This window comes from Formosa sp. F44 (assembly GCF_056238645.1).
In genome coordinates, this window is sequence record NZ_JBWDLJ010000002.1 from 189,689 (window position 1) to 213,329 (window position 23,641).

The 23,641-nt window shown below is 32.7% G+C and carries 23 protein-coding genes; 21 read left to right on the top strand and 2 right to left on the bottom strand.

The genetic code is table 11. From position 1 onward, the window contains the following. Window positions 1-2: 2 nt before the first annotated feature. The gene (locus AC0UBM_RS05760; protein ID WP_475688010.1) at window positions 3-1,154 is read right to left on the bottom strand and encodes a DNA polymerase III subunit; all 1,152 of its coding nucleotides are present in this window, start codon (window positions 1,152-1,154) and stop codon (window positions 3-5) included. A gap of 207 nt (window positions 1,155-1,361) precedes the next feature. On the opposite strand from AC0UBM_RS05760, the gene AC0UBM_RS05765 reads away from it, so the two are divergent. The 3 genes from AC0UBM_RS05765 to AC0UBM_RS05775 all read left to right on the top strand — a co-directional run bounded on the left by AC0UBM_RS05765 (window position 1,362) and on the right by AC0UBM_RS05775 (window position 5,367). Next, window positions 1,362-2,549, top strand: coding sequence for a phosphoglycerate kinase (locus AC0UBM_RS05765; RefSeq protein ID WP_414035871.1), 1,188 nt, complete (start codon window positions 1,362-1,364; stop codon window positions 2,547-2,549). A 113-nt stretch (window positions 2,550-2,662) separates the two neighbouring features. Then, window positions 2,663-4,360, top strand: a complete 1,698-nt coding sequence (locus AC0UBM_RS05770; RefSeq protein WP_475688011.1) for a lytic transglycosylase domain-containing protein — start codon at window positions 2,663-2,665, stop codon at window positions 4,358-4,360. 23 nt (window positions 4,361-4,383) lie between these two features. Beyond that, window positions 4,384-5,367: a DUF4837 family protein gene (locus AC0UBM_RS05775; protein ID WP_475688012.1), complete on the top strand. Its 984-nt coding sequence runs from the start codon at window positions 4,384-4,386 to the stop codon at window positions 5,365-5,367. 72 nt (window positions 5,368-5,439) lie between these two features. On the opposite strand, the gene tatA is transcribed toward AC0UBM_RS05775, so the two are convergent. Beyond that, complete coding sequence (gene tatA / locus AC0UBM_RS05780; protein WP_414035868.1) at window positions 5,440-5,622, bottom strand: twin-arginine translocase TatA/TatE family subunit; 183 nt, start codon at window positions 5,620-5,622, stop codon at window positions 5,440-5,442. A 118-nt stretch (window positions 5,623-5,740) separates the two neighbouring features. Between tatA and AC0UBM_RS05785 the strand changes: the two genes are divergently transcribed. The 18 genes from AC0UBM_RS05785 (at window position 5,741) to AC0UBM_RS05870 (ending at window position 23,639) form a co-directional block, all read left to right on the top strand. Continuing rightward, window positions 5,741-6,613: a M23 family metallopeptidase gene (locus AC0UBM_RS05785; RefSeq protein WP_414035867.1), complete on the top strand. Its 873-nt coding sequence runs from the start codon at window positions 5,741-5,743 to the stop codon at window positions 6,611-6,613. Beyond that, window positions 6,610-8,112 (top strand): GH3 auxin-responsive promoter family protein, encoded by a 1,503-nt coding sequence (locus AC0UBM_RS05790; protein WP_475688013.1) that lies wholly within the window; start codon window positions 6,610-6,612, stop codon window positions 8,110-8,112. Before AC0UBM_RS05785 ends, AC0UBM_RS05790 begins: the two co-directional genes overlap by 4 nt. Before the next feature lie 27 nt (window positions 8,113-8,139). Continuing rightward, a complete protein-coding gene (locus tag AC0UBM_RS05795; RefSeq protein ID WP_414035865.1) occupies window positions 8,140-9,828 on the top strand; it encodes a DUF6909 family protein in 1,689 nt (562 codons plus the stop codon). A 5-nt stretch (window positions 9,829-9,833) separates the two neighbouring features. Beyond that, entirely contained in the window at window positions 9,834-10,916 is a 1,083-nt protein-coding gene (locus tag AC0UBM_RS05800) for a hypothetical protein (RefSeq protein ID WP_475688014.1), read from the top strand. Beyond that, complete coding sequence (gene rfbB, locus AC0UBM_RS05805) at window positions 10,906-11,925, top strand: dTDP-glucose 4,6-dehydratase (protein WP_475688015.1); 1,020 nt, start codon at window positions 10,906-10,908, stop codon at window positions 11,923-11,925. The genes AC0UBM_RS05800 and rfbB overlap by 11 nt, the downstream gene beginning before the upstream one ends. Before the next feature lies 1 nt (window position 11,926). Next, window positions 11,927-12,793 (top strand): glucose-1-phosphate thymidylyltransferase RfbA, encoded by an 867-nt coding sequence (gene rfbA, locus AC0UBM_RS05810; RefSeq protein WP_475688016.1) that lies wholly within the window; start codon window positions 11,927-11,929, stop codon window positions 12,791-12,793. Then, window positions 12,793-13,338 (top strand): dTDP-4-dehydrorhamnose 3,5-epimerase, encoded by a 546-nt coding sequence (gene rfbC / locus AC0UBM_RS05815; protein WP_414035861.1) that lies wholly within the window; start codon window positions 12,793-12,795, stop codon window positions 13,336-13,338. Before rfbA ends, rfbC begins: the two co-directional genes overlap by 1 nt. Then, window positions 13,335-14,186, top strand: coding sequence for a dTDP-4-dehydrorhamnose reductase (rfbD, locus tag AC0UBM_RS05820; protein WP_475688017.1), 852 nt, complete (start codon window positions 13,335-13,337; stop codon window positions 14,184-14,186). The genes rfbC and rfbD overlap by 4 nt, the downstream gene beginning before the upstream one ends. Continuing rightward, a complete protein-coding gene (gene cysQ / locus AC0UBM_RS05825) occupies window positions 14,187-14,981 on the top strand; it encodes a 3'(2'),5'-bisphosphate nucleotidase CysQ (protein WP_475688018.1) in 795 nt (264 codons plus the stop codon). Window positions 14,982-15,050: 69 nt separating this feature from the next. Next, window positions 15,051-15,470 (top strand): DUF2061 domain-containing protein, encoded by a 420-nt coding sequence (locus tag AC0UBM_RS05830; protein ID WP_475688019.1) that lies wholly within the window; start codon window positions 15,051-15,053, stop codon window positions 15,468-15,470. Further along, entirely contained in the window at window positions 15,470-16,078 is a 609-nt protein-coding gene (gene cysC / locus AC0UBM_RS05835) for an adenylyl-sulfate kinase (RefSeq protein ID WP_475688020.1), read from the top strand. Before AC0UBM_RS05830 ends, cysC begins: the two co-directional genes overlap by 1 nt. Further along, window positions 16,068-16,979: a sulfate adenylyltransferase subunit CysD gene (gene cysD / locus AC0UBM_RS05840; protein ID WP_475688021.1), complete on the top strand. Its 912-nt coding sequence runs from the start codon at window positions 16,068-16,070 to the stop codon at window positions 16,977-16,979. Before cysC ends, cysD begins: the two co-directional genes overlap by 11 nt. Window positions 16,980-17,012: 33 nt before the next feature. Further along, entirely contained in the window at window positions 17,013-18,266 is a 1,254-nt protein-coding gene (locus tag AC0UBM_RS05845) for a sulfate adenylyltransferase subunit 1 (protein WP_475688022.1), read from the top strand. 346 nt (window positions 18,267-18,612) lie between these two features. Next, window positions 18,613-20,160 (top strand): aldolase catalytic domain-containing protein, encoded by a 1,548-nt coding sequence (locus AC0UBM_RS05850; RefSeq protein WP_475688023.1) that lies wholly within the window; start codon window positions 18,613-18,615, stop codon window positions 20,158-20,160. Then, window positions 20,160-20,840 carry an acylneuraminate cytidylyltransferase family protein gene (locus tag AC0UBM_RS05855; protein ID WP_475688024.1) on the top strand — a complete coding sequence of 227 codons (681 nt, stop codon included), beginning with the start codon at window positions 20,160-20,162 and terminating at the stop codon, window positions 20,838-20,840. The genes AC0UBM_RS05850 and AC0UBM_RS05855 overlap by 1 nt, the downstream gene beginning before the upstream one ends. Then, entirely contained in the window at window positions 20,837-21,460 is a 624-nt protein-coding gene (locus AC0UBM_RS05860) for an HAD family hydrolase (RefSeq protein ID WP_475688025.1), read from the top strand. Before AC0UBM_RS05855 ends, AC0UBM_RS05860 begins: the two co-directional genes overlap by 4 nt. 140 nt (window positions 21,461-21,600) lie before the next feature. Then, window positions 21,601-22,152, top strand: coding sequence for a hypothetical protein (locus AC0UBM_RS05865; protein WP_414035851.1), 552 nt, complete (start codon window positions 21,601-21,603; stop codon window positions 22,150-22,152). 95 nt (window positions 22,153-22,247) lie between these two features. Continuing rightward, entirely contained in the window at window positions 22,248-23,639 is a 1,392-nt protein-coding gene (locus tag AC0UBM_RS05870; RefSeq protein WP_475688026.1) for an MATE family efflux transporter, read from the top strand. Window positions 23,640-23,641 lie beyond the last annotated feature (2 nt).

A 23,641-nucleotide genomic window follows, 5' to 3' on the forward strand; every position in this document is an offset into this window, starting at 1 on the left:
TCTTATTCCTGTTTTGCATGTAATAAGCGCGTAAGCTTTATAGATAGGTCTGTCAGTATTATTTTAGAATTTCCATTTCGCTCAATATGGTAAATGGCATCTTGAAGGGCTTCGTAAATATCCATAATATTTCCACTATGAATAAAGGGCGCAAACTTCTCTAATTTAAACGCTGTTTTTGGTTCTAAATAAACAAGTGCGTCTGCACTATAATTTAAGAGCATGGCTTGACGGAAAAAATCCATACAAAAATGTAAAAATTGCTTTTGCGTTTCTCTTCCAGTTTTTGCAATGTTTTCACTCCAATTTATAAGATCGTGAATTGCAGCTTTATTACCTTTAGCTTTAAATGCACTTCTTACCCAAAGCACAAACCAGTCTTCGAATTGCGTGTCTTCGGTATCGTGATACACTAAATCGCATGCCTTATTATAATTTCCGTTAGACTGATTAGCGATTTTAATCGCTTCAGATTCTTTAATCTGATAATTGTCCACAAGTGCTTTTACAATAACTTCCTCGGCGAGTCTTGGAAAGTGTAATACTTGGCATCGTGATCTAATTGTATTTATAATATGCTGTTCTTCTTCAGCAATCAGAATGAATACCGTTTTTTCTGGTGGTTCTTCAATCAGTTTTAATAATTTGTTTGAAGCGGCTGGATTCATTTTTTCAGCCATCCAGATAATCATTACTTTATAACCACCTTCGTATGCTTTTAACGATAATGCTTTAACAATATCCTGAGCTTCATCCACACCAATTTGCCCTTGTTTATTGTCTACACCTAACATTTTGTACCAATCAAAAAGATTTCCGTAAGGTTGTTCTTTTAGTAATTGACGCCACTCTGTTAAAAAGTGAGAAGAAACAGGGTGCGATTTTATGCTATTTGTAGTGGTTACAGGAAAGGCAAAATGCAAATCGGGATGCGAAATGTTATTAAATTTTAGATTGCAACTTTCGTTACCGGTGTTGTTTTCTCCATTACTATTTTTACACAAAATATATTGTGCATATGCAATAGCAAGAGGCAATGTACCGCAACCTTCGGGACCAACAAATAATTGCGCATGCGGAATACGACCATTATCTACACTTTGTGTTAAATGGTTTTTAATATGATCCTGACCTAAAATATCTTTAAATAACATGTCGCAAAACTAAATATTTTTTAATTAAAGCTAAGATTTAAATGGGAGTTACTTTTTAGCATAAAATTAAGTTTTATCTGTATTTTAAGTATTGTAATTCTAAATTTTTAAAAATCTTTTAAAATAGAAAACGTTTTCGTAAAAAAACACGTTTTAAAGCTATTTATTATTGTTTACATTTGTAGAATAACATCAAAACTTTTTAGGATGAAAACACTTAACGATTTCGATTTTAATAATAAAAAAGCATTAATTAGAGTAGATTTTAACGTCCCTTTAGACGAGGACTTTAAAGTAACAGATAATACAAGAATAGTATCTGCAAAACCTACAATTATTAAAATTTTAGAAGATGGTGGAAGCTGTGTTTTAATGTCTCACTTAGGAAGACCAAAAGGTGTTCAAGATCAATTTTCTTTAAAACATATTAGTGAAGAAGTTTCTAATGTTTTAGGAGTAGCCGTGAAAACTGTTTCGGATTGTGTAGGTAAAGAAGCCGAAGCTGCTGTTGAGGCACTACAGCCAGGTGAAGTGTTATTGTTAGAAAATTTACGTTTTTATTCTGAAGAAACTGCGGGCGACGAAAAATTTGCTGAACAACTTTCTAAATTAGGAGATATTTATGTGAATGATGCATTTGGTACAGCGCATAGAGCACATGCGTCTACAACTATAGTTGCTAAATTTTTCCCAGAAAATAAATGTTTCGGTTATTTATTAGCTCAAGAAATAGAAAGTATCCAAAAAGTAATGGAAACTGGTGAAAAGCCTATTTTGGCAGTTTTAGGAGGTGCTAAAGTATCTTCAAAAATTACTATTATCGAAAATATTTTAGATAAAGTAGATCATTTAATTATTGGTGGAGGTATGACATTTACTTTCATTAAAGCACAAGGAGGAAAAATAGGAGATTCCATTTGTGAAGACGATAAAATGGAATTGGCTTTAGAAATTTTAAAACAAGCTAAAGCTAAAAATGTTCAAGTTCACCTTCCTGTAGATGTTCTTGCTGCAAATGCATTTAGTAACGATGCAGATACTAAGGTATTAGATGTAACCGAAATTCCTGACGGATGGCAAGGTTTAGATGCTGGACCAAAATCTATCGAGAACTTCAATAAGGTTGTTTTAGAGAGTAAAACAATTTTATGGAACGGACCTTTAGGTGTTTTCGAATTACCAACGTTTGCAAATGGAACTATCGCTTTAGGAAATTCTATTGCCGAAGCAACTAAAAACGGAGCGTTCTCTTTAGTAGGAGGAGGAGATTCTGTTGCTGCTGTTAAGCAATTTGGTTTCGAAAAGAAAGTGAGTTATGTAAGTACAGGTGGAGGAGCAATGTTAGAGAGTTTAGAAGGAAAAACACTACCTGGTATTGCAGCCATTTTAGATTAATTTCTCAATTAAATATTGAAAGCTTTACAGTTTTATAACTTATAGTTTTCTTTTTCAGTATAAAAATACGAATTTAGCCGGCTCGACGTTACACCTAACTAATGGTTTTATTGATGAAGCACCGACTAAATTCGTATTTATTTTTTATTGCATTTCTACAGATTATATGTTTTTATGCCCAAGACTCCCTCGCTATTAAAGGTAGTCGGGATTCTCAGATTACCACTACAGCGCAGCAAGATACACTGAGTCAAAATACAAAAAACACCTTAATAGTAAACGATTTAAAACAAGACACTTTAGTCGTTAAAGTTGTTACTGAGCTTGTTACCGAAGATAAGTTACGCACCGGAGAGGAGCATATTGTAGATACCATTATAGATGGACAAACCTATTACAAGCAAACTATTAAGCCTGTAATAGATTCATTAAGCTTAGAGAATCTTAGAGATCATAAGTATTCTGCAAAGGTCGATCAGTTATGGCTAGAAGAATTATATAGTAATGCACTTTACGATTCTATTTACGAATCGGTAACAGAACTTACCTACGATGCTGTAGATTATCCAGAACTAAACACCGATACTCTTAAAAAGAGGTTGAAAGAATTAGATGCAAAAACACCTTTTAATGTGGAGTATAATCCAGGTTTAGAAAGTGTAATTAAATCGTATTTAAAACGTCGTAGAAATTCACTTCAAAAGTTAATGGCGCTAAGCGAATATTATTTCCCAATGTTCGAGCGAGAACTAGATAATTATAACCTTCCATTAGAGATAAAGTATTTGTCGATTGTAGAATCTGCTTTAAAACCAAGAGCTAAATCCAGAGTTGGTGCCACGGGTTTATGGCAGTTTATGTATCCTACAGGAAAGTATTACGGCTTGGATGTAAGTAGTTATGTCGACGAGCGTAGCGACCCGTTAAAGTCTACCGAAGCAGCAGCTAAATACCTCTCTAAATTATACAGTGTTTTTGGCGATTGGGATTTGGCTTTAGCAGCATATAATTCTGGACCAGGAAATGTGACTAAAGCGATTAGACGTTCTGGAGGTTATGAAAACTACTGGAATATTAGAAATTACTTGCCTCGTGAAACGGCAGGCTATTTACCCGCTTTTTTAGCCACTATGTATATTTTTGAATATGCTGAAGAACTTGGTTTTTCTAAAATAAGACCCGAATTTGCATACATTGAAACCGATACGCTTCACGTGAAACAAATGATTACGTTAGATCAAGTTTCAGAACTTACAGGTATTAAAATTGAAGAACTTCAGTTTTTAAATCCCGCTTATAAATTAGATGTAATTCCGGTTATTAAAAACGAAACCTATACCTTGCGCTTGCCAGTGCGTGCCATAGGACCTTTTGTGGCTAATGAAGATTTAATCTATGCTTATGCTAAAGCCGAATTTGATAAGCGCGAAAAACCCTTGCCTCAGTTTATAGAATCGGAAACCAAAACAAGGTACACCGTTAAATCTGGAGATTATTTAGGTAAAATTGCAAGAAAATATAGTGTTCGTGTTAGTCAGATAAAACAATGGAACGGACTAAGAAGTAATAATCTAAGTATCGGGCAACGCTTAACAATTTACCCAAGAAACTCAGGTGCAACGGCCAGTAGTGCCACTACGGCATCTGCAAAAAAAACAGAAGAAAAGACTTATATTGTTAAGAAAGGAGATTCATTATGGAGTATAGCTCAAAAATATTCTGGAATTTCTGTAGATAATATTAAAGAATGGAACGATATTAGTGGTAGTCGTTTAAAACCAGGAATGTCCTTAAAAGTATCTAAAGGTTAATAATTCTTATAAAATTAAACATTATGCGTAAAATTCTATTTTTTGTATCTGCACTTTTAGTGCTTACTAGTTGTAATGGAGATAAAAAAAGCAACCAAAAATTATTATCAGAATCTTCTGGAAATCTAAATAACTTATCTGTTGTAGTCGACAACGATTTATGGCAAGGTAAAGTTGGTGAGGTTATTAGAGATGTAATGGCCGCTCCGGTAGATGGATTACCACAAGACGAACCATTGTTTTCATTAAGTCAGATTCCAACTCAAGTGTTTAGCGGGTTTGTAACAAAAAACAGAACAGTATTAAGAGTAGAAGTTGGGCCAAATAAAACGTCTTCTGTAAAGTTTGGTAAAAACGTATATGCCATTCCTCAAAAAGTAGTGATTGTTTCTGGTAAAACAGAAGATGAAGTTGTGGAACAGTTAAAATCTAATGCTCCCAAAATTATTGAGGCTTTTAAAAGTCAAGAAATTAAAGAAAAGCAACGCAGAATTAAGTTGTCTTTACTTAAAATTGATACTATAGAGAAGGCTTTAGGTATTAAAATGGAGCTTCCTACAGCGTATCGTATAGCGAAAAAAGACAATAACTTTTTCTGGTTAAGAAAAGACATTACCACAGGAACACAAAATATAATGCTTTACGAGTTACCGTTAAATGCTATAAAACAAAACGATAGTTTAGTACAGCAAGTTATTAAAATAAGAGATTCTATTGGGCAAGTTCATATTCCTGGACCAACAGAAGGCACGTTTATGATTACAGAAAAGGCATACGCTCCTTATCTATTTCATACGACTATAGACGATAAACCTGTTATTGAAACTAAAGGAATTTGGGATGTAAAAAATGCATTTATGTCTGGTCCCTTTATAAATTATATTATTGAAGATAAAGCTAACAATAGATTACTTGTTATTGAAGGATTTACATTTGCACCGTCGGTAGAAAAACGTGATTATGTATTCGAATTGGATGCGATAATGAAGTCGATAAAAATTGACTAAAGACGTTACAACAAGACATAAAAAAGCCAACAATTAATAATTGTTGGCTTTTTTATGCTTCGAATATATAAACTATTCTTTTTTGTCTTTGATTTCGTCTTCTTCTTTCGAAGCGTCTTTAAATTCCTTAATACCACTTCCTAATCCACGCATAAGTTCAGGTATTTTTTTACCACCAAAAAGTAATAAAACAATTACTACAATTAAGATGATTTGAGGTGCACCAATCATTAAAAATATTCCTTGAGAAATCATATTCTTTTATGTTTAAAAAACAAAGGTAATAATTAAAGTTTAATATTATTGTTATTATCAGAATTTTAGGAAAACATAAAGGTTTCGTGCAATTAAATTCTTTAATTTTGTTTTTAAGATGAATCAAAAGAAAACTAAAAAGAAAAAAATAACACGGAAGTTACTGCATAAGTATCGCCTTGTTATTTTAAACGAAGACACTTTTGAAGAGCGTTTGTCGTTTAAACTTAATCGGTTAAATGTATTTGTGGTACTCTCGTTATTAACCATCTTTTTAATAACAGGAACTACACTTTTAATAGCTTATACGCCTTTACGAGAATATATTCCGGGGTATTCTTCTTCTACTTTAAAAAAATCGGCAACAGAATTACACTTCAGAACAGATTCTATACAGCAAGTGTTGCATGAAAACGAACAGTTTTATGCGTCTATAAAGAAAGTTTTAGAAGGCGATGTATCTACGCCTAATATAAATAAAGATTCTATTATTGCGGCGACTAAATATGAAGCAAGCCAAGTAGACTTAAATCCGACAAGAGCCGATTCTTTATTACGAGAGAAAGTAGATAAAGAAGATAAATATAATCTTTTCGAATCGGCAACTACAGCAGCGAATTTTGTATTGTTTCCGCCGGTAAGTGGCGAAATAAGTGAATCATACAGTGTAAAAGATAAACACTACGCTGTAGATATTGTTGTGGCAAAAGATACGCCTATAAAAGCCACTGCCGATGGTCGTGTTATTTTCGCAGAATGGACGTCGCAAACCGGCTTTGTTTTAATTTTAGAGCATAGTTACGGTTTAATTTCAGTTTACAAACACAATGCGTCTATAACTAAGGATCAAGGCGATTTAGTTAAGGCGGGAGAAGTTATAGCAACTGCGGGAGATTCAGGTGAATTTACTACGGGACCTCATTTACATTTTGAATTATGGAGTGATGGATACCCTATTAATCCAATTAATTTTATCGACTTTAAACCATGATTTCTATAAAAGCATTACTAGCAAAACCATTTTCTAAGTATATACATTATACTGTTCAGAAATGGGCCAATAATCCTATTGAGACTCAGGATAACGTTTTTAAAAATTTAATTTCAGAAGCGACTTCTACTCAATTTGGAAAAGATCACAATTTTCAAAGTATTAAAACCTTCGAGGATTTTGTAAAACACGTTCCAGTACGTGATTATGAAGAGTTAAAGCCTTACGTGCTAAAAGTTGTAGACGGAGAAGAAGATATACTTTGGAAAGGGAAACCCCTATATTTTGCAAAAACATCTGGGACCACTTCTGGAGCTAAATACATACCAATTACCAAGGAAAGTATGCCTACGCATATCGAGGCGGCACGAAATGCTATTTTAATGTATATAAACGAAACGGGTAATTCTAGTTTTGTAGATGGAAAAATGATTTTCCTTCAAGGGAGTCCGATTTTAGAAAAGAAAAACGGTATAAATCTTGGCCGATTATCAGGCATTGTTGCGCATTTTATACCTAAATATCTTCAAAAAAACAGGTTGCCAAGTTGGGAAACTAATTGTATTGAAGATTGGGAAACAAAGGTAAATGCTATTGTAGAGGAAACGCTTCCGGAGGATATGACCATAATTTCAGGAATTCCATCTTGGGTGCAAATGTATTTTGAAAAACTTCAAGAAAAGACAGGAAAACCCGTTGGAGATATATTTAAGAATTTCAATTTATTCATTTTTGGAGGTGTAAATTTCGAACCATATCGCGCTAAATTTGAAAAATTAATCGGTCGGAAAGTAGATAGTATCGAATTGTACCCAGCGAGTGAAGGGTTCTTTGCGTATCAAGATAAGCAAGGCGAAAAGGGGATGTTACTTCAATTAAATTCGGGAATTTTCTACGAGTTTATAAAAGCAGATACCTTTTTCGATGAGAATCCAAAACGAATCACGATTAAGGATGTCGAGCTAGGTGTTAATTATGTAATGATAATTTCGACCACGGCCGGATTGTGGGCTTACAACATTGGAGATACGGTAGCATTTACGTCTTTAAAACCATATCGCGTGGTGGTTACTGGTAGAATAAAACATTTTATTTCGGCCTTTGGAGAGCATGTAATTGGTAAGGAGGTTGAAGAAGCAATGAGAGTAGCTACCGAAAACACAGATATTCGTATTTCAGAATTTACTGTTGCGCCTCAAATTAATCCAGAATCAGGTTTACCATTTCACGAGTGGTTTGTAGAGTTTGAAAACGAACCAGAAGATCTTGCAGGGTTAGTAAATCGTTTAGACCAATCACTTCAAAATCAGAATAGTTATTATTACGACTTAATTATTGGTAAAGTACTACAGCCTTTAAAAATTACTTTAATTAAAAAAGATGGATTTCAAGATTATATGAAATCTATAGGAAAGTTAGGAGGTCAAAATAAAATTCCAAGATTATCTAACGACCGAAAAATAGCAGATACGCTATATGCTTTAAAAGTAACTAAATAGTAGTATATTTACATGCAAAATATTTGTATGAGTAATAAAAAACATCATGAAAGAACGCGAGCTCAAGAGAGCTCAGGTGCGATAGAGCGCATGTATATTACGATGAGACATCTGTTTAATCGTGGGTTTTACAAACCAATGGGAATTTCTGGTGAAACGTTAAGAGAAGCATTATTGCTTTTAAGACCTGAGATTTATGGATCTGTAGGCGATGAAAAAGCCGAATTAAACGGATTGCTTTATATTATTGATAGACTACCAATAGGTATCGAAGAATGTCGTTATATAAATTTAACGAGTGACGAGGGCTATGCTAATTCTCATTTTAAAGCGATAATTCCGCCTAAACGTCGTCGTAATTGTTACCGTATTGATGAGGATCAGATGAATATTGAAATCACGCGCGGACGATCAGAAATTTACGATATCCTTACCCACCTTACTTTTCTTTTTATTGAATCTCATAAAATTAGTAAACGCGTCATTATTGACGACGAGGGTACGACCACAAGAGATTGGATTAAATTAGAAAAAGTAGTCCTTGCAAACGAAGAATTATCTCAACAAGATCGAGAAATAGCAATAACGTATACCGCGAATATTTTAGGCAGAACTTTTAATGAAATCACTGATATTTATAGTCAGTTTTCTGCGCCAAACCGTCCAGAACGCTTGTTACATATTGTGTATTGGTTAGGTAAATTAGCTATAGAAGAAGTTATAAATAACGATAAACGGACTGTTAGTTTTAGTCCGATGTTAAGAGAACGCTTAGGACACCATATTCATGGTGAAATTTGGGCAAATAACATCAAGCAAGTGCTTTATAAAAATAAGCTATTAAATCGTCCGATTCATGTTATTAGTGCAAATATGCACAGTGTAATGAATACGCTTTTTGCTCCAAACGCTTTAAAAACCTTAGTCTCAAAAAAGGATGTTTTTGAAGTGTATGAGGCTATAAGTCATAAAGATAATAAGTCGCTTCGCAATAAAGTAAATAAAGAAGCGTTGCAAAGAGGAATGATTTTTATTGAAGATAGCTCAGGAACAAATATTGATGTTCAGATTTTTGATACCTCTAAAATAGATTTTTCAAAAATTGATATCGATGCAAACCAAGCTAAATTACAAGAAGAAAAGCCAGTGCTTTTAGTTATGGATTACGCATTTGGAGAGCAAGCTTACGAAACTATAGACGAACTTTTAAAACCTTATAAAATAGAAGGTAAGAAAGTACACTTAAATGTGGAATCGCTTTCTATAATGGGAAAAGCTGGAATATTAGAGGGCGGAAAAGGAGATATTATGATACCTTCTGCTCATATTTTTGAAGGAACAGCAGATAACTATCCGCTTAATAACGAATTAAGTAAATCCGATTTAGAAGGACATGGAATTGGAGTTTCGGAAGGCACAATGATTACTGTGTTGGGAACTTCGCTTCAAAATAAAGACATTCTAAAATTCTTTTATAACTCTACATGGAATGTCATTGGATTAGAAATGGAAGGTGCACATTACCAAAAAGCGATTCAGTCTGCTTCTAAAGTACGCGGAAATATTTCTCCAGATGTTAAAGTAAGATATGCGTATTACGCCAGTGACAACCCGTTAGAAACAGGAGGAACTTTGGCTTCAGGTGGATTAGGAACATCGGGAGTAAAACCAACGTATTTAATTACAAGAACCATTTTACAACAAATATTTAACTAATTTAAATGAACACAAACTTGCCAGAGAATTCTAATCTGCCACAAAAACAACAAACTTCAAACGAAGAAGTAGACTTAATCGTTTTGTTTAACTATATAGGTAAAGGGTTTTCTAACTTATTTAAATTTATTGGGTTAATCTTTAAATCTATTTTTAAAGGACTTATTTACATTTTAAAGCCCATAGTTACATATTCCAAAATTATACTAGTTATAATTCTAATTTCTGCAGCTATTGGTTATTTTATGGATAAAACCAAACCAATTGTTTACAGCTCCAGTATGTTGGTTAAGCCGTATTATGACTCTAAATTTCCGCTAATAAACAATGTTAAATATTTTAATACTTTAATAGAGGATGGTAACTACAATGATATAGCCAACATCTTTAAAATAGATGTTGAACAAGCTCAAAAAATTCAGTCTATAAAAGTGGTTCAAGGACCAGAAACAGAGACGGAGTTAGTTCTGGAATATGAAGAGTTTTTACAGTCTACAGACTCGGCTACGGCAAGTAATTTTACCTACGAGAAATATCTAGAAGGTAGAGATATATATTCTTCTAAGATATTTGAAATCAAAGTAGAGGCACTTCAAAACAATATTTTTAAAGACTTAGAAGGTGGTTTTAATGCGACGATTCAGAATAATTATTCTCAAACATTGATGGATAAACGGGATAAATTATATAATATCGAAAAAATAAGTATAAATTCATCTTTAGATAAAATAGATTCATTACAAAAAGTTTATATTTCCGTTTTAGAAGCCGAATCAAAATCGCAATCTAGGAAAGGCATGACTATAGGGGATGGGTTATCTTTCGAAAAAGATAAATCGGTAACCAAGGAATTTGAACTGTTTAATAAAGAAATAGATTTAAGAAATCAGTTAGTGAGATTGGAAAGAGAACAGCTTGAAGAAGACGTACTTTTCGAGACGGTTTCTGGATTTCAATCAGTTGGGAATAAAGTATCAAAAATTCAAAAGAAATATATGCTCATATTACCAATACTTGCTTTTATAGTAATGTATTTAGGTTTTGCATTATTAAAAATAATAAAATTTATAAAGAATTATGAAGGTTAAAACTTCAATATTAGTAACCGGAGGAGCAGGGTTTATTGGCTCTAATTTTGTTCCTTATTTTTTGGAAGAAAACAAAGATATTCATCTTGTAAACCTAGATAAGTTAACTTATGCTGGAGATTTGGCAAACGTATCGGAAGTAGACGGTAATCCAAATTATACTTTTGTTGAAGGTGATATTTGTGATCGTAATTTAATTGAAGAATTATTCGATAAATATAAATTTTCTGGAGTTATTCATTTTGCGGCAGAATCGCATGTAGATAATTCTATAAAAAATCCTGATGCTTTCATGCAAACCAATATTTTTGGAACATTTAATTTAATTGATGTTGCTAAAAAACACTGGATGAATGGTCCTTTCGAATTTAAAGAAGGATGCGAGAATAACAAATTTCATCATATCTCTACAGATGAGGTTTATGGAACGTTAGGTGAAACAGGTCTGTTTTTAGAATCTACTCCCTATGCTCCAAATAGTCCATATAGTGCGTCTAAAGCTTCTTCAGACTTTGTTGTAAGAAGTTATTTTCATACTTATGGGATGAATGTTTTAACAACTAATTGTTCTAACAATTATGGCCCGAAACAGCACGACGAAAAATTAATTCCGACAATTATTAGAAAAGCATTATCAGGTGAAGATATTCCAATTTATGGCGATGGAAAAAATATCCGTGACTGGTTATATGTTTTAGATCACTGTAAGGGAATTGCTTTAGTTTATAATACAGGAAAGTTCGGTGAAACTTACAATATTGGAGGTAGAAACGAACGTGATAACATGTATATTGTAAATACTATTTGTGGTATTTTAGACGGTATTTATCCAAAGGATAAGCCTTATGCAGATCAAATTACTTTTGTAAAAGACCGTGCAGGACATGATTTCCGTTATGCCATAGATGCTACAAAGTTAGAAAATGAATTAGGCTGGAAAGCCGATGAAAATTTCGAAACAGGAATTAAGAAAACAATAGAGTGGTATATCAATAAATACAAAAACTAAAATGAAAGGAATTATTCTAGCAGGAGGATCTGGAACAAGGTTACATCCTTTAACGTTATCTGTAAGTAAGCAATTAATGCCTATTTACGATAAACCAATGATTTATTATCCGCTTTCAACTTTGATGTATGCAGGGATTAATGAAATTCTAATCATTTCAACGCCTAAAGATTTACCTTTATTCAAAGATTTATTGGGAGATGGAAAAAAATTCGGATGTAAGTTTGAATATGCTGTACAAGAAGAGCCTAATGGTTTGGCCGAAGCTTTTATTATTGGATCAGATTTTATTGGAGATGATAAAGTGGCCTTAATTTTAGGAGATAACATTTTTTACGGAACTGGTTTGGGAAAATTGCTACAAGCGAATAACGATCCTGATGGTGGAATTATTTATGCGTATCGCGTTCATGATCCAGAACGTTACGGAGTAGTAGATTTTGATGAAAATGGTCAAGCTATCTCTATTGAAGAAAAACCTGAACACCCGAAATCTAATTATGCGGTTCCTGGTATTTATTTTTATGATAACTCTGTGGTAGAAATTGCTAAAAATATTTCACCTAGTCATAGAGGTGAATTAGAAATTACCGATGTTAATAAGGTGTACTTAGAACAAGGAAAATTAAGCGTTAGTATTTTAGACAGAGGTACGGCTTGGTTAGATACAGGTACATTCCAATCGTTAATGCAGGCCTCTCAATTTGTAGAGGTTTTAGAAGAGCGTCAGGGATTAAAAATTGGTTCTATAGAAGCAGCAGCCTACGAAATGGGCTACATTACTATCGAACAATTTGAAGCTTTAGCGCAACCTTTATTAAAGAGTGGGTACGGTAGAAATTTATTAGGGTTACTAAATAAAAAATAATGACTGTTACAGAAACTAAATTAAAAGATTGTTTCATAATCGAACCTCAAGTTTTTGGAGATAAAAGAGGCTATTTTTTAGAATCTTATAATGCTCAGACATTTAAAAAATTAACAAATTTAGATGTGACTTTCGTTCAAGATAACGAGTCTTTTTCCTCTCGTGGCGTTCTAAGAGGACTTCATTATCAATTAGGTGAACATGCGCAAGCAAAGTTAGTTCGTGTAGTTAAAGGTGAGGTGTTGGATGTCGCTGTCGATATAAGAAAGGATTCTCCTACGTTTGGACAGCATGTCGCCGTAAATTTAACCGAAGAGAATAAAAAACAATTATTTGTGCCTCGTGGATTTGCTCACGGATTTGTGGTTTTAAGCGAAACTGCGATATTTTCTTATAAATGCGATAATTTTTATAACAAGGCTTCTGAAGGCGGTATAATTTATAACGATAAAACGATAAATATTGATTGGCAAATTGATGAAAGTGAAATGAATATTTCAGAAAAAGATATTGTTTTACCATCGTTTGAAAAAGCAAAATTATGATAAATATTTTAGTCACCGGAGGAAATGGTCAGTTAGCAACAAGTATTAAAGATGTTAGCAAGGGCTACAATCAGTTTCAATATATATATACAGATTCGGACGATTTAGATATTACAAATCAGCAACACGTTGCTGATTTTTTTCAAAATAACCATATCGATTGGTGTATTAATTGTGCAGCATACACGTCTGTAGATAAAGCTGAATCTGATGTGGATTTAGCGCGAAAAGTGAATAAGGATGGCGCTAAACATCTAGCGATGGCCTGCAAAGCTAATAATGTAAAGCTAATCCATGTCTCTACAGATTTTGTGTTCGATGGGAAATCTTCGGTTTTATATTCTGAGACCGATCGTGCTCAACCTCTAGGGATATACGGTTTAACTAAATTGGAAGGCGAACAAGCCATTCAAAATAGCCTAGAGGCATATTTCATTTTAAGAACATCTTGGTTGTATTCGGAACATGCTAATAATTTTATGAAAACCATGTTGCGTTTAGCAGAATCTAGACCGGAATTAAATGTGGTTGCAGACCAGATTGGAACGCCAACTTATGCGACAGATTTAGCGGGTGTAATGGTGAAGATTATAAATGATAATTCGACTAATTATGGTCTATATCACTATAGTAATGAAGGGGTAGCTAGTTGGTACGATTTTGCACATGCTATTTTTGAAATTGCAGATACAAAAACAATTGTATTTCCAATTAAAACAGAAGCTTATCCAACACCGGCTGCACGTCCACAGTTTAGTGTGATGGATAAATCAAAAATAAAAGAAACTTTTAAAATGGATATTCCGCATTGGAGGGTAAGTTTAAGAAAAGCCATAAATAATTTATAGATGAATAACAATTTAAAAACTGCTATTGAAGCGTCATTAAAAGCAGGAGAAGTAATTATGCAAGTGTATGATACAGCTTTTAATGTCGAGCTTAAAGATGATAAATCGCCGTTAACTGAAGCCGATAAAAAAGCGAACGATATTATTAATTCATTTTTAATCCCAACGGAAATCCCAATTATAAGCGAAGAGAATAAACAAACCGATTACGAGGTTAGAAAAACTTGGGAAACCTGCTGGATTGTAGATCCAGTAGACGGTACTAAGGAGTTTATAAAACGTAATGGAGAGTTTACAGTTAATATTGCACTTGTAACTAATGGGAAACCTGTTTTAGGTGTGATTTATGTGCCTGCCGTTAAGACTCTATACTACGGGGATGTAACCAATAATAGAGGTTTTAAAGTAGAATTAAAAGACCATAATACGTCTATAGAATATATTTTAGAACACGCAGAAGCATTGCAACCTAAAGACTCTAATTCTAATCCAGTTCAGGTTGTTGGAAGTCGCTCGCATATGAGTCAGGATACACTTGACTTTGTAGAAACTTTAAAAGCAAATGGCAGTGATGTAGAAATTGTTTCCAAAGGAAGTTCTCTTAAATTTTGTTTATTAGCAGAAGGAAATGCAGATGTTTATCCTAGATTTGCTCCAACAATGGAGTGGGATACTGCTGCAGGTCAGGCAATTTGTAATGCTGTAGGAGTAGAAGTCATTTCGAAGGAAACGGATGAGGCGTTATTATACAATAAAGAAAATTTATTAAATCCTTTTTTCCTAGTAACTCTATAGGATAATTGTTTTTAAGTAAAAAAAGCTTACTTTTGTTCTAAGCATAATAGGCATAAAAGTCTATAAAAAATGAAAGATACCTCACATAAAAGACATATTGTTAAGGCAATTACTTGGCGAATAGTTGGGACTTTAGACACTATTTTGTTGTCTTGGTTAATTTCTGGAGATCCGCTTACAGGTCTTAAAATTGGTGCAGCTGAAGTTACAACCAAAATGATTTTATATTATTTACACGAGCGTGTATGGTTTAAAGTCGACATGGACGAAAGTAATAAGCGTCATATTATTAAAACCATTACGTGGCGTGTTGTAGGGACGATGGATACTATGACTTTGGCTTGGCTAATTTCAGGAGATCCAATGATAGGCTTAAAAGTAGGAGGTACAGAAGTATTAACTAAAATGATTTTATATTATTTACATGAAAGAGCATGGTATAAAATTAATTTTGGTTTAGATAAAAATAAACGTCAGACTCACGAATAATGAAAGAGAATATTATACCTCATGATTATCAAATATCCCGAGGAGATAGACAAAATAAAAATCAGCATAATTCCTTTTTAATGTGGTTTACAGGACTCTCGGGTTCAGGGAAATCGACAATAGCGAATGTCGTTGAGCAAAAATTGTTTCAAAAAGGAATAAAAACCTATACCTTAGACGGAGATAACATAAGAAAAGGAATTAATAACGACCTAACTTTTGCCCCAGAGGATCGTACAGAGAACATTCGTAGAATTGCAGAAATCTCAAATTTAATGATTGATGCAGGAGTTGTAACTTTAGCAGCGTTTGTTTCTCCGTATAAAAAGGATAGGGAAAATATTAAAACTATCGTTAAAGATAATAACTTCGTAGAAGTATATGTCAATACGAGCGTAGAGGAATGTGAACGTAGAGATACAAAAGGACTTTACAAAAAAGCTAGAGCTGGGGAAATTAAAAATATGACTGGGATTTCGGCACCATACGAAGCTCCAGAACATCCAGATATTGAGATTAAAACTGAAGATGTATCGGTAGAAGATGCAGCAGACAGAATAGTAGAATATATATTACCTAAATTAAAATTATTGAGCAATGAGCAGTAATAAGTATTATTTAAATTATTTAGATGAATTAGAGAGTGAAGCTATCTATATCTTAAGAGAAGTATGGGCTCAATTTCAAAATCCAGTAATATTATTTTCTGGAGGGAAAGACTCTATTGTTTTAACGCATTTAGCTAAAAAAGCGTTTTACCCTTCAAAAATACCCTTTCCGTTAATGCATGTTGACACGGGACATAACTTCCCTGAAACCATTCAATTTAGAGATGATATTATTAAAGAATTAGGTGTAAACTTAATAGTTGGTTCTGTGCAAGAATCGATTGATGACGGACGAGTAGCTGAAGAAAAAGGTAAAAACGCTACACGTAACGCGCTTCAAATTACAACACTTTTAGATGCTATTGAATCGAATAAAGTAGATTGTGCTATTGGTGGTGGACGTCGTGACGAAGAAAAAGCACGAGCTAAGGAACGTTTCTTTTCGCATAGAGATGATTTCGGACAATGGGACCCAAAAAACCAACGTCCAGAATTATGGAACATTTTAAACGGTAAATATTTTGAAGGCGAACATTTTAGAGCGTTCCCAATAAGCAACTGGACCGAAATGGATGTTTGGAATTACATTAAACGTGAAAACATTGCGATCCCTTCATTATACTATGCTCATGAGCGTGAAGTGGTTTGGAGACAAGATGCTTGGATACCGAATTCAGAGTTTCTTGTTCTAGAAGATCATGAGGAGGTTGTTACCAAGAAAATTAGATTTAGAACATTAGGAGATATTACTATAACAGGAGGTATTGAATCTGATGCCGATACCTTAGAAAAAATTGCAGAAGAAGTTGCCGGAATGCGTCAGACAGAGCGTGGTAACAGAAGTGACGATAAGCGTTCAGAATCTGCAATGGAAGACAGAAAACGTCAAGGCTATTTTTAATCAATTCTCCAATCAATTTAAGAAACAAGTAATATGTTAGATAATAATCAATTATTAAGATTCACAACAGCTGGGAGTGTAGATGACGGAAAAAGTACCTTAATTGGTCGTTTACTATACGATTCAAAATCTATTTTTGAAGATCAGTTACAATCAATAGAAAATACAAGTAAGAAAAAAGGTCACGCAGGTGTCGATTTAGCCTTATTTACAGACGGTTTAAAGGACGAACGTGAACAAGGTATAACTATAGACGTTGCATACAGATATTTTACAACACCTAAGCGTAAATTTATCATTGCAGATACTCCAGGTCATATTCAGTATACTAGAAACATGGTTACAGGAGCTTCTACAGCAAATGTAGCTACGATTTTGGTAGACGCCAGACACGGGGTAATAGAGCAAACAAAACGCCATGCATTTATTGCTTCTTTATTAAATATACCACATGTTATTGTGTGTGTAAACAAAATGGATCTTGTAGATTATTCAGAAGAGGTGTTTAATAAAATCGTTTCTCAATTTGAAGAAATTTCGTCTAAGATGCTAATTAAGGATGTTAGATTTATTCCAATGAGTGCTTTAGATGGAGATAATGTTGTTAACCGCTCAGAGAATATGCCTTGGTACCAAGGTTCACCGATGCTATATGTATTAGAAACGATGCATATTAGTAGTGATATTAATAAGGTTGATGCTCGTTTTGCTGTGCAAACAGTACTTAGGCCGCAAAGCGATTCGCATAGAGATTACAGAGGTTATGCTGGACGTGTTGCCAGTGGTGTACTTCGTGTGGGCGATGAAATTACTGTTATGCCTTCAGGTTTTACTTCAAAAATAAAAGGTATAAATTTATACGATCAAGAATTAGAAGAAGCCTTTGCACCGCAGTCTGTATCGATTCAATTAGAAGACGATATCGATATTAGTAGAGGAGATATGATTGTAAGATCAAATAATAAGCCAGAGGCATCGCAAGATATAGAGGTGATGTTATGTTGGTTAAATAGTACAGGAGCAAAGCCACGTACTAAATACACAATAAAGCATACGTCTAACGATCAGAAAGCGATGATTAAAGATGTGGTTTATAAAATAGATATAGAAACCTTAAATCGAGTTGAGGGTAATGCTGATCTAAATATGAATGATATTGCAAAAGTTAAGATTAGAACAACTAAGCCATTAATGATAGACTCTTATAGAGAAAATCGCTCTACAGGAAGCATTGTTTTGGTAGACGATTCTACAAACGAAACTGTTGCTGCAGGTATGATTGTTTAATATTTAATTAATTTATAATACTCTCTAGAGACCTACAAATTAGTAATTATTGAAATTTAATATCTCCTTACAAGGAGTATATAATTGATTAAAAATATTGTAAATTGCCTGTTTTAATGAAGATTAAAGCAGGCAATTTTAATTTAAGAATATTTACAATAGAGAGCAGATTATTAAGCGTTAAATTCAAATTGCTACTAAATAATAAGTTATAAATTATTCTTGTTCAAATTTTATTATTTAGTGTATACACGAAGGTATGCAATATAAGGCCTGGAAGCGTTAAAAAAAATCTTTGTTAATCTATATCAGTAACAAAAAATAAAAATCTGTTTATATACGACGAATGCCAAATAAATTTGAAATATTAGATTGTACGCTTAGAGATGGAGGGTATTATACCAATTGGGATTTTAATGTAGAATTGGTTGAAGACTACTGTAAAGCCATGGAAGAATTGCCCATTGAGTATGTAGAAATTGGGTATAGAAGCATTCCTTTAAAAGGGTATCTTGGAGAGTACTTTTACTGTCCCGATTATGTAATGAAACGTTTAAGAGCTTTAATGCCTACAAAGAAACTTGTAATCATTTTAGATGAAAAAAACATACGTCCAGAACATTTAAAAGATTTATTAGAGCCATGTAAACCTTATGTTTCTATGGTTAGAATGGCAATAGATCCTAAAAACTTTAAAAGAGCCATTGTTTTGGCTAAAGGAGTAAAAGCTATGGGCTTTCAGGTTGGGTTTAATGTTATGTACATGTCAAGCTGGAAAGAAGATGCTTCTTTTTTAGATTTACTTGTAGGCTTGGATGATGTGATTGATTGTTTTTACATGGTAGATTCTTTTGGAGGTGTGTTACCAGAAGATGTTAAAGAGACCATAGAGCTCGTAAAATCTAAATCAAATGTAACTCTAGGATTTCATGGGCACAATAACTTAGAGATGGCATTAATAAACTCTTTAACAGCCGTAGAAAATGGTTGTGAGTTAATTGATGGAACTATAACAGGAATGGGTAGAGGAGCTGGTAATTTAAGAACAGAATTACTTTTAACTTACCTAAATAGTACCGGTGTATTAGATCTAAACTTTACTAAACTGAGCTATGTTGTAGATGAATTTGAAACGTTAAAAGCCAATTATAAATGGGGTACTAACTTACCATATATGTTTTCGGGAGCATTCTCGCTTCCTCAAAAACAAGTCATGGAATGGGTTGGTATGAATAGGTATCCCATAGGAAATATTGTAAATGCTTTAAAAAATCAAAAAGAAGCACTAGAAGACAATATTAAACTACAAGTCTTAGAAGGGAAATCGACTTTTGAAACAGCAATAATTTTAGGAGGAGGTTTATCTGCAAAAACGCATAGCACCGCAATTAAAAAATTGGCATCTAAAAATAGTAATACTTGTATTATCCATGCAGGAGCAAGACATGCGGACACATATTTAAATGTTGAAAATGCTCAGTATTTTGCTTTGGCAGGCTTTGAAAGCGAGAAATTGCTCAAAACGATTGGTGATGTTTCTAAGCTAAAACAGACGTGTGTGTATCCTCCATTTCCAAGAAAAATGGGCACAATTATTCCAAACGAGATAAAAGAGGTTTCTGTTGAGCTAAGTGATATAAATTTTACTTCTGTTTCTGTGGACTCTCCAATGGTTATTGGGTTACAAACAGCATTAGATTTAGGTGTAAAAAATATATATTTAGCGGGTTTTGATGGTTACAATACGGCTATAGATAATACACAATTCCTTTTAGCTCAAGAGAATCAAAATATTATTAATGACGCATTAAAGACTAAAGACATTAGTATTGTATCTATTACCCCAACTAAGTATAAAAAAATTAAGGTAACATCAATTTATAGTATTATATAATGATTACAGCATTTTTACCATGTAGAGCAGGAAGCGAAAGGGTTCCTGAAAAAAACACAAAGATATTTTCTGGAATTAAAGGCGGATTACTTGAAGTAAAATTAAAACAGCTTCTACAAACTAAATTAATCGATCGTATTGTTGTATCAACTAATGATCAAGAGGTTATTGATATAGCAAAAAGTATCGATAAAAGTATTATTATTGATAGAAGACCAGAACACCTCGCTACATCAGCAACTAGTACAGACGAGCTTATTAACTATGTGCCGAGTATTATTAAAGAAGGCCATGTGTTATGGACACATGTAACGTCTCCGTTCTTAACGAATGAAGTTTATGATCAAGCTATTTACACATATCTAAAAGAAATTGAAACTTCTAATTACGATAGTCTAATGTCAGTTAATAAAATTCAATCTTTTTTATGGAATGATAAAGGAAGTGTGAATTACGATCGGGAAGTAGAAAAATGGCCAAGGACACAAACCATATCAGAATTGTATGAAATAAATAGTGGAATCTTCTTAAACTCTGTAGAAAACTATAATATATACGGTGATAGAATAGGTAAGAAACCTTTTATGTTTGAAAGTGAAGGCTACGCTTCGTTCGATATTGACTGGCCACAAGATTTTAAATTAGGAGAAATGATTTTTAAAACCCTAAATGGATTATGATTAAAAATATACTATGGGATTTTGATGGGGTTATTTTAGACTCTATGCCTGTTAGAGATTGGGGGTTTAAGGAAATATTTAAAGATTTTGAACCGAAACAAGTGAACGCTTTATTAAACTTTCATAAAGCAAACGGTGGACTTTCTCGCTATGTGAAAATTAGATACTTTTATGAACACATTTTAAATGAATCTATTTCAGAAGCGCGCGTTTTAGACTATGCCGAAGCGTTCTCTGTTCTAATGAAAAAAGAGTTAACAAATCCTGAAAACCTGATTTTAGACTCTATTTCATTCATTAAAGATAATTTCCGGAACTATAACTTTCACATTGTATCCGGTTCAGATCAAGAAGAGCTGAGGTTTCTTTGCAAAGCATTATCTATTGAACATTATTTTATTTCTATTCACGGTTCTCCTACACCTAAAAAACAGTTGGTAAAAGACTTATTAGATCAATATAATTATAACAAAGAAAAGACGTGCCTTATAGGTGATTCTATTAATGATTTTGAGGCTTCAGAAGTTAATGGTATCAGTTTTTACGGGTATAATAATGAAGAATTAAAAAATCTTGATAGGGGTTATATTAAACGCTTTGACGGATTCGATAACTTCTAATAAATTGCTGTTTATAGCACAACTATGTTCTGTTTAGAGAGACTAATAGTAAGTTTTTATATAAGTAAGAATTAAAGAAGATTTAACGCTCAACATATTGTATTTTTGAAAAATTTAAAGGCAAAAACCAATATAAATTTATGAGACTGCTTATTATCCTTATTACTTTAATTTCATTTTTTTCTTGTAAATCAGAAAAGAAATCATCTAAAGACATAGAAGCTAATGATCACCAATTTGTAATAAATAATGAGGTTGAGGGGCATTTGTTTTATGAAATTATACTAGATGTTGTTGTAAAAAAGGATGATAAATTCCACGTGTTCTATAAAGATTTTAATAATAGTGGTTATGCTCCTGAACGCGCATTAATGAATGAGGTTAAGGGTTCGGAAGATGTTCAAAGTATTGTTTTTAAAATCCCAGAAGAGATTATTCCCAACGGTTTACGAATAGATTTTGGGGTAAATTACTCTCAAGAACCAATTGTTCTCAAGAATCTTAAAATTAGATATGATAAAAAAGAATTTTACTTTGACGATGGTAAATTCGAACAATTATTTAAGCCTAGTAAATATGCTTCTTATAATAATACTGCTAAATTAATCGTTACTCAACCTATAGATGGAGCTTACGACCCGAATTTTGTTTCGGTTAATATAGAAGGGATAGTTTTCCCTATGCTAGACTAAAATTTAAGTTTTCAACGTTTTTTAATTTGTAAGTAACTAAGGGTCAGTGTTAAGTGATGCGTGTTAATAATAAAATTCTTTTTTCTTTATCGAACATGATGAGAACTTTTGAAGTTCTTTTGATTTCCATTTTCTTATCTCGATTTTTTGTTGACAAAAATGAATTAGGAGAATTGTTACAGGTTATATTTATAGCTTCTATTCTAGTAACTTTTGTATCAGGATTACCACTTTCTTTAAATTACTTTTATGGTAAATATGGTGAGTCACGACAAAAAGACCTTTTGTTTGGTAAGTTTTCTATTTTACTAATATCAGTGTCCTTGGTGCTTTGTGTAGTGATTTATGCATCCAAATTATTTATAAGTGAAAGTTTTAAGAACGAAGTCTTTACAAGATACATTTCTATTATTCTTTTATATTACTTCTTCAAGTTAGTTAACACAATTTTTCCTAATTATCATTACCTAAAAAATAAGCTCGACAAATATTTGATGCTGTACACAGTTACGGTTATAAGTCTGTTAGGTTGCTTTTTATTCGATTTTTTATATGGCAATTTTAATGCTCAGTTAGTACTTCTTCAATTACTTTGTATCGAGTTTTTTAGACTAATTATAAACACTTTAATAATTAATAAAAAGGAATTAAGTTTTAATTCTCAATCCTTTAAAAAAAGTGAGTTTATTTATATATCAACCATCTCATTAGGCGTAATTTTGGGGGCTTTTAGTTTGTATGTAGACAAATATTTAATCGCAATATTGCTAAATCCAACAGACTTTGTTTATTATCAAAATGGTGCGATTAATTTGCCTTTTGTTAATATAATTACCAGCTCACTGTTTATAGCTTTAATTCCGATGTTTGCCGACTTACATGTTAAAAATAGAATAGAAGAATTAGCGATAGAAGTTAAAAAGGCTATTTTAAAATGTTCATTTTTTCTAATTCCTATCTTGGTTTATTGTTTTTTTGAAGCCGTGCCGTTGATTAAATTTTTATATGGGGATGATTTCGAAATTTCTGGCCATGTTTTTAAAATCTATATACTAAGATATATGCTAAGCGTTATGGCTTTTTCTGTGTTTATGGGAAGTATTGGTCTAGAAAAAAAATCTAATTTCATTATATTCTTAAGTGCAGTTATAGGTCTCAGTTTAAATTTGGTATTAATACCTGCTTACGGTATTAAAGGAGCTGCTTGGGCTACTGTTTTTGCAAGTTTAATTACCATTTCTATTTCGTTATACTTTATTAAAAAAAGATTGAACTTAAAAGTCAGTGATTATTTTCCTATCAAGAACTATTTCATGATTATTTTATTGTCCATAATAAGTTATGTTCCATTCTATTTCTTGAATATGCATTTTAGCTTAAAGTGGGTTGTGGTAGTTTCGTCTGTAGTTTACTATATGCTCACCTTAGTATTACTAAACAAAAAGTTTGACCTCTTTAAGGTTAAAAAACTTTTATTTAAAAATTAATT

Coding starts and splice junctions, on each gene's coding strand:
- AC0UBM_RS05760 (WP_475688010.1), bottom strand. CDS start 1,154: ATGTTATTTAAAGATATTTTAGGTCAGGATCATATTAAAAACCATTTA.
- AC0UBM_RS05765 (WP_414035871.1), top strand. CDS start 1,362: ATGAAAACACTTAACGATTTCGATTTTAATAATAAAAAAGCATTAATT.
- AC0UBM_RS05770 (WP_475688011.1), top strand. CDS start 2,663: ATGAAGCACCGACTAAATTCGTATTTATTTTTTATTGCATTTCTACAG.
- AC0UBM_RS05775 (WP_475688012.1), top strand. CDS start 4,384: ATGCGTAAAATTCTATTTTTTGTATCTGCACTTTTAGTGCTTACTAGT.
- tatA (WP_414035868.1), bottom strand. CDS start 5,622: ATGATTTCTCAAGGAATATTTTTAATGATTGGTGCACCTCAAATCATC.
- AC0UBM_RS05785 (WP_414035867.1), top strand. CDS start 5,741: ATGAATCAAAAGAAAACTAAAAAGAAAAAAATAACACGGAAGTTACTG.
- AC0UBM_RS05790 (WP_475688013.1), top strand. CDS start 6,610: ATGATTTCTATAAAAGCATTACTAGCAAAACCATTTTCTAAGTATATA.
- AC0UBM_RS05795 (WP_414035865.1), top strand. CDS start 8,140: ATGAGTAATAAAAAACATCATGAAAGAACGCGAGCTCAAGAGAGCTCA.
- AC0UBM_RS05800 (WP_475688014.1), top strand. CDS start 9,834: ATGAACACAAACTTGCCAGAGAATTCTAATCTGCCACAAAAACAACAA.
- rfbB (WP_475688015.1), top strand. CDS start 10,906: ATGAAGGTTAAAACTTCAATATTAGTAACCGGAGGAGCAGGGTTTATT.
- rfbA (WP_475688016.1), top strand. CDS start 11,927: ATGAAAGGAATTATTCTAGCAGGAGGATCTGGAACAAGGTTACATCCT.
- rfbC (WP_414035861.1), top strand. CDS start 12,793: ATGACTGTTACAGAAACTAAATTAAAAGATTGTTTCATAATCGAACCT.
- rfbD (WP_475688017.1), top strand. CDS start 13,335: ATGATAAATATTTTAGTCACCGGAGGAAATGGTCAGTTAGCAACAAGT.
- cysQ (WP_475688018.1), top strand. CDS start 14,187: ATGAATAACAATTTAAAAACTGCTATTGAAGCGTCATTAAAAGCAGGA.
- AC0UBM_RS05830 (WP_475688019.1), top strand. CDS start 15,051: ATGAAAGATACCTCACATAAAAGACATATTGTTAAGGCAATTACTTGG.
- cysC (WP_475688020.1), top strand. CDS start 15,470: ATGAAAGAGAATATTATACCTCATGATTATCAAATATCCCGAGGAGAT.
- cysD (WP_475688021.1), top strand. CDS start 16,068: ATGAGCAGTAATAAGTATTATTTAAATTATTTAGATGAATTAGAGAGT.
- AC0UBM_RS05845 (WP_475688022.1), top strand. CDS start 17,013: ATGTTAGATAATAATCAATTATTAAGATTCACAACAGCTGGGAGTGTA.
- AC0UBM_RS05850 (WP_475688023.1), top strand. CDS start 18,613: ATGCCAAATAAATTTGAAATATTAGATTGTACGCTTAGAGATGGAGGG.
- AC0UBM_RS05855 (WP_475688024.1), top strand. CDS start 20,160: ATGATTACAGCATTTTTACCATGTAGAGCAGGAAGCGAAAGGGTTCCT.
- AC0UBM_RS05860 (WP_475688025.1), top strand. CDS start 20,837: ATGATTAAAAATATACTATGGGATTTTGATGGGGTTATTTTAGACTCT.
- AC0UBM_RS05865 (WP_414035851.1), top strand. CDS start 21,601: ATGAGACTGCTTATTATCCTTATTACTTTAATTTCATTTTTTTCTTGT.
- AC0UBM_RS05870 (WP_475688026.1), top strand. CDS start 22,248: ATGATGAGAACTTTTGAAGTTCTTTTGATTTCCATTTTCTTATCTCGA.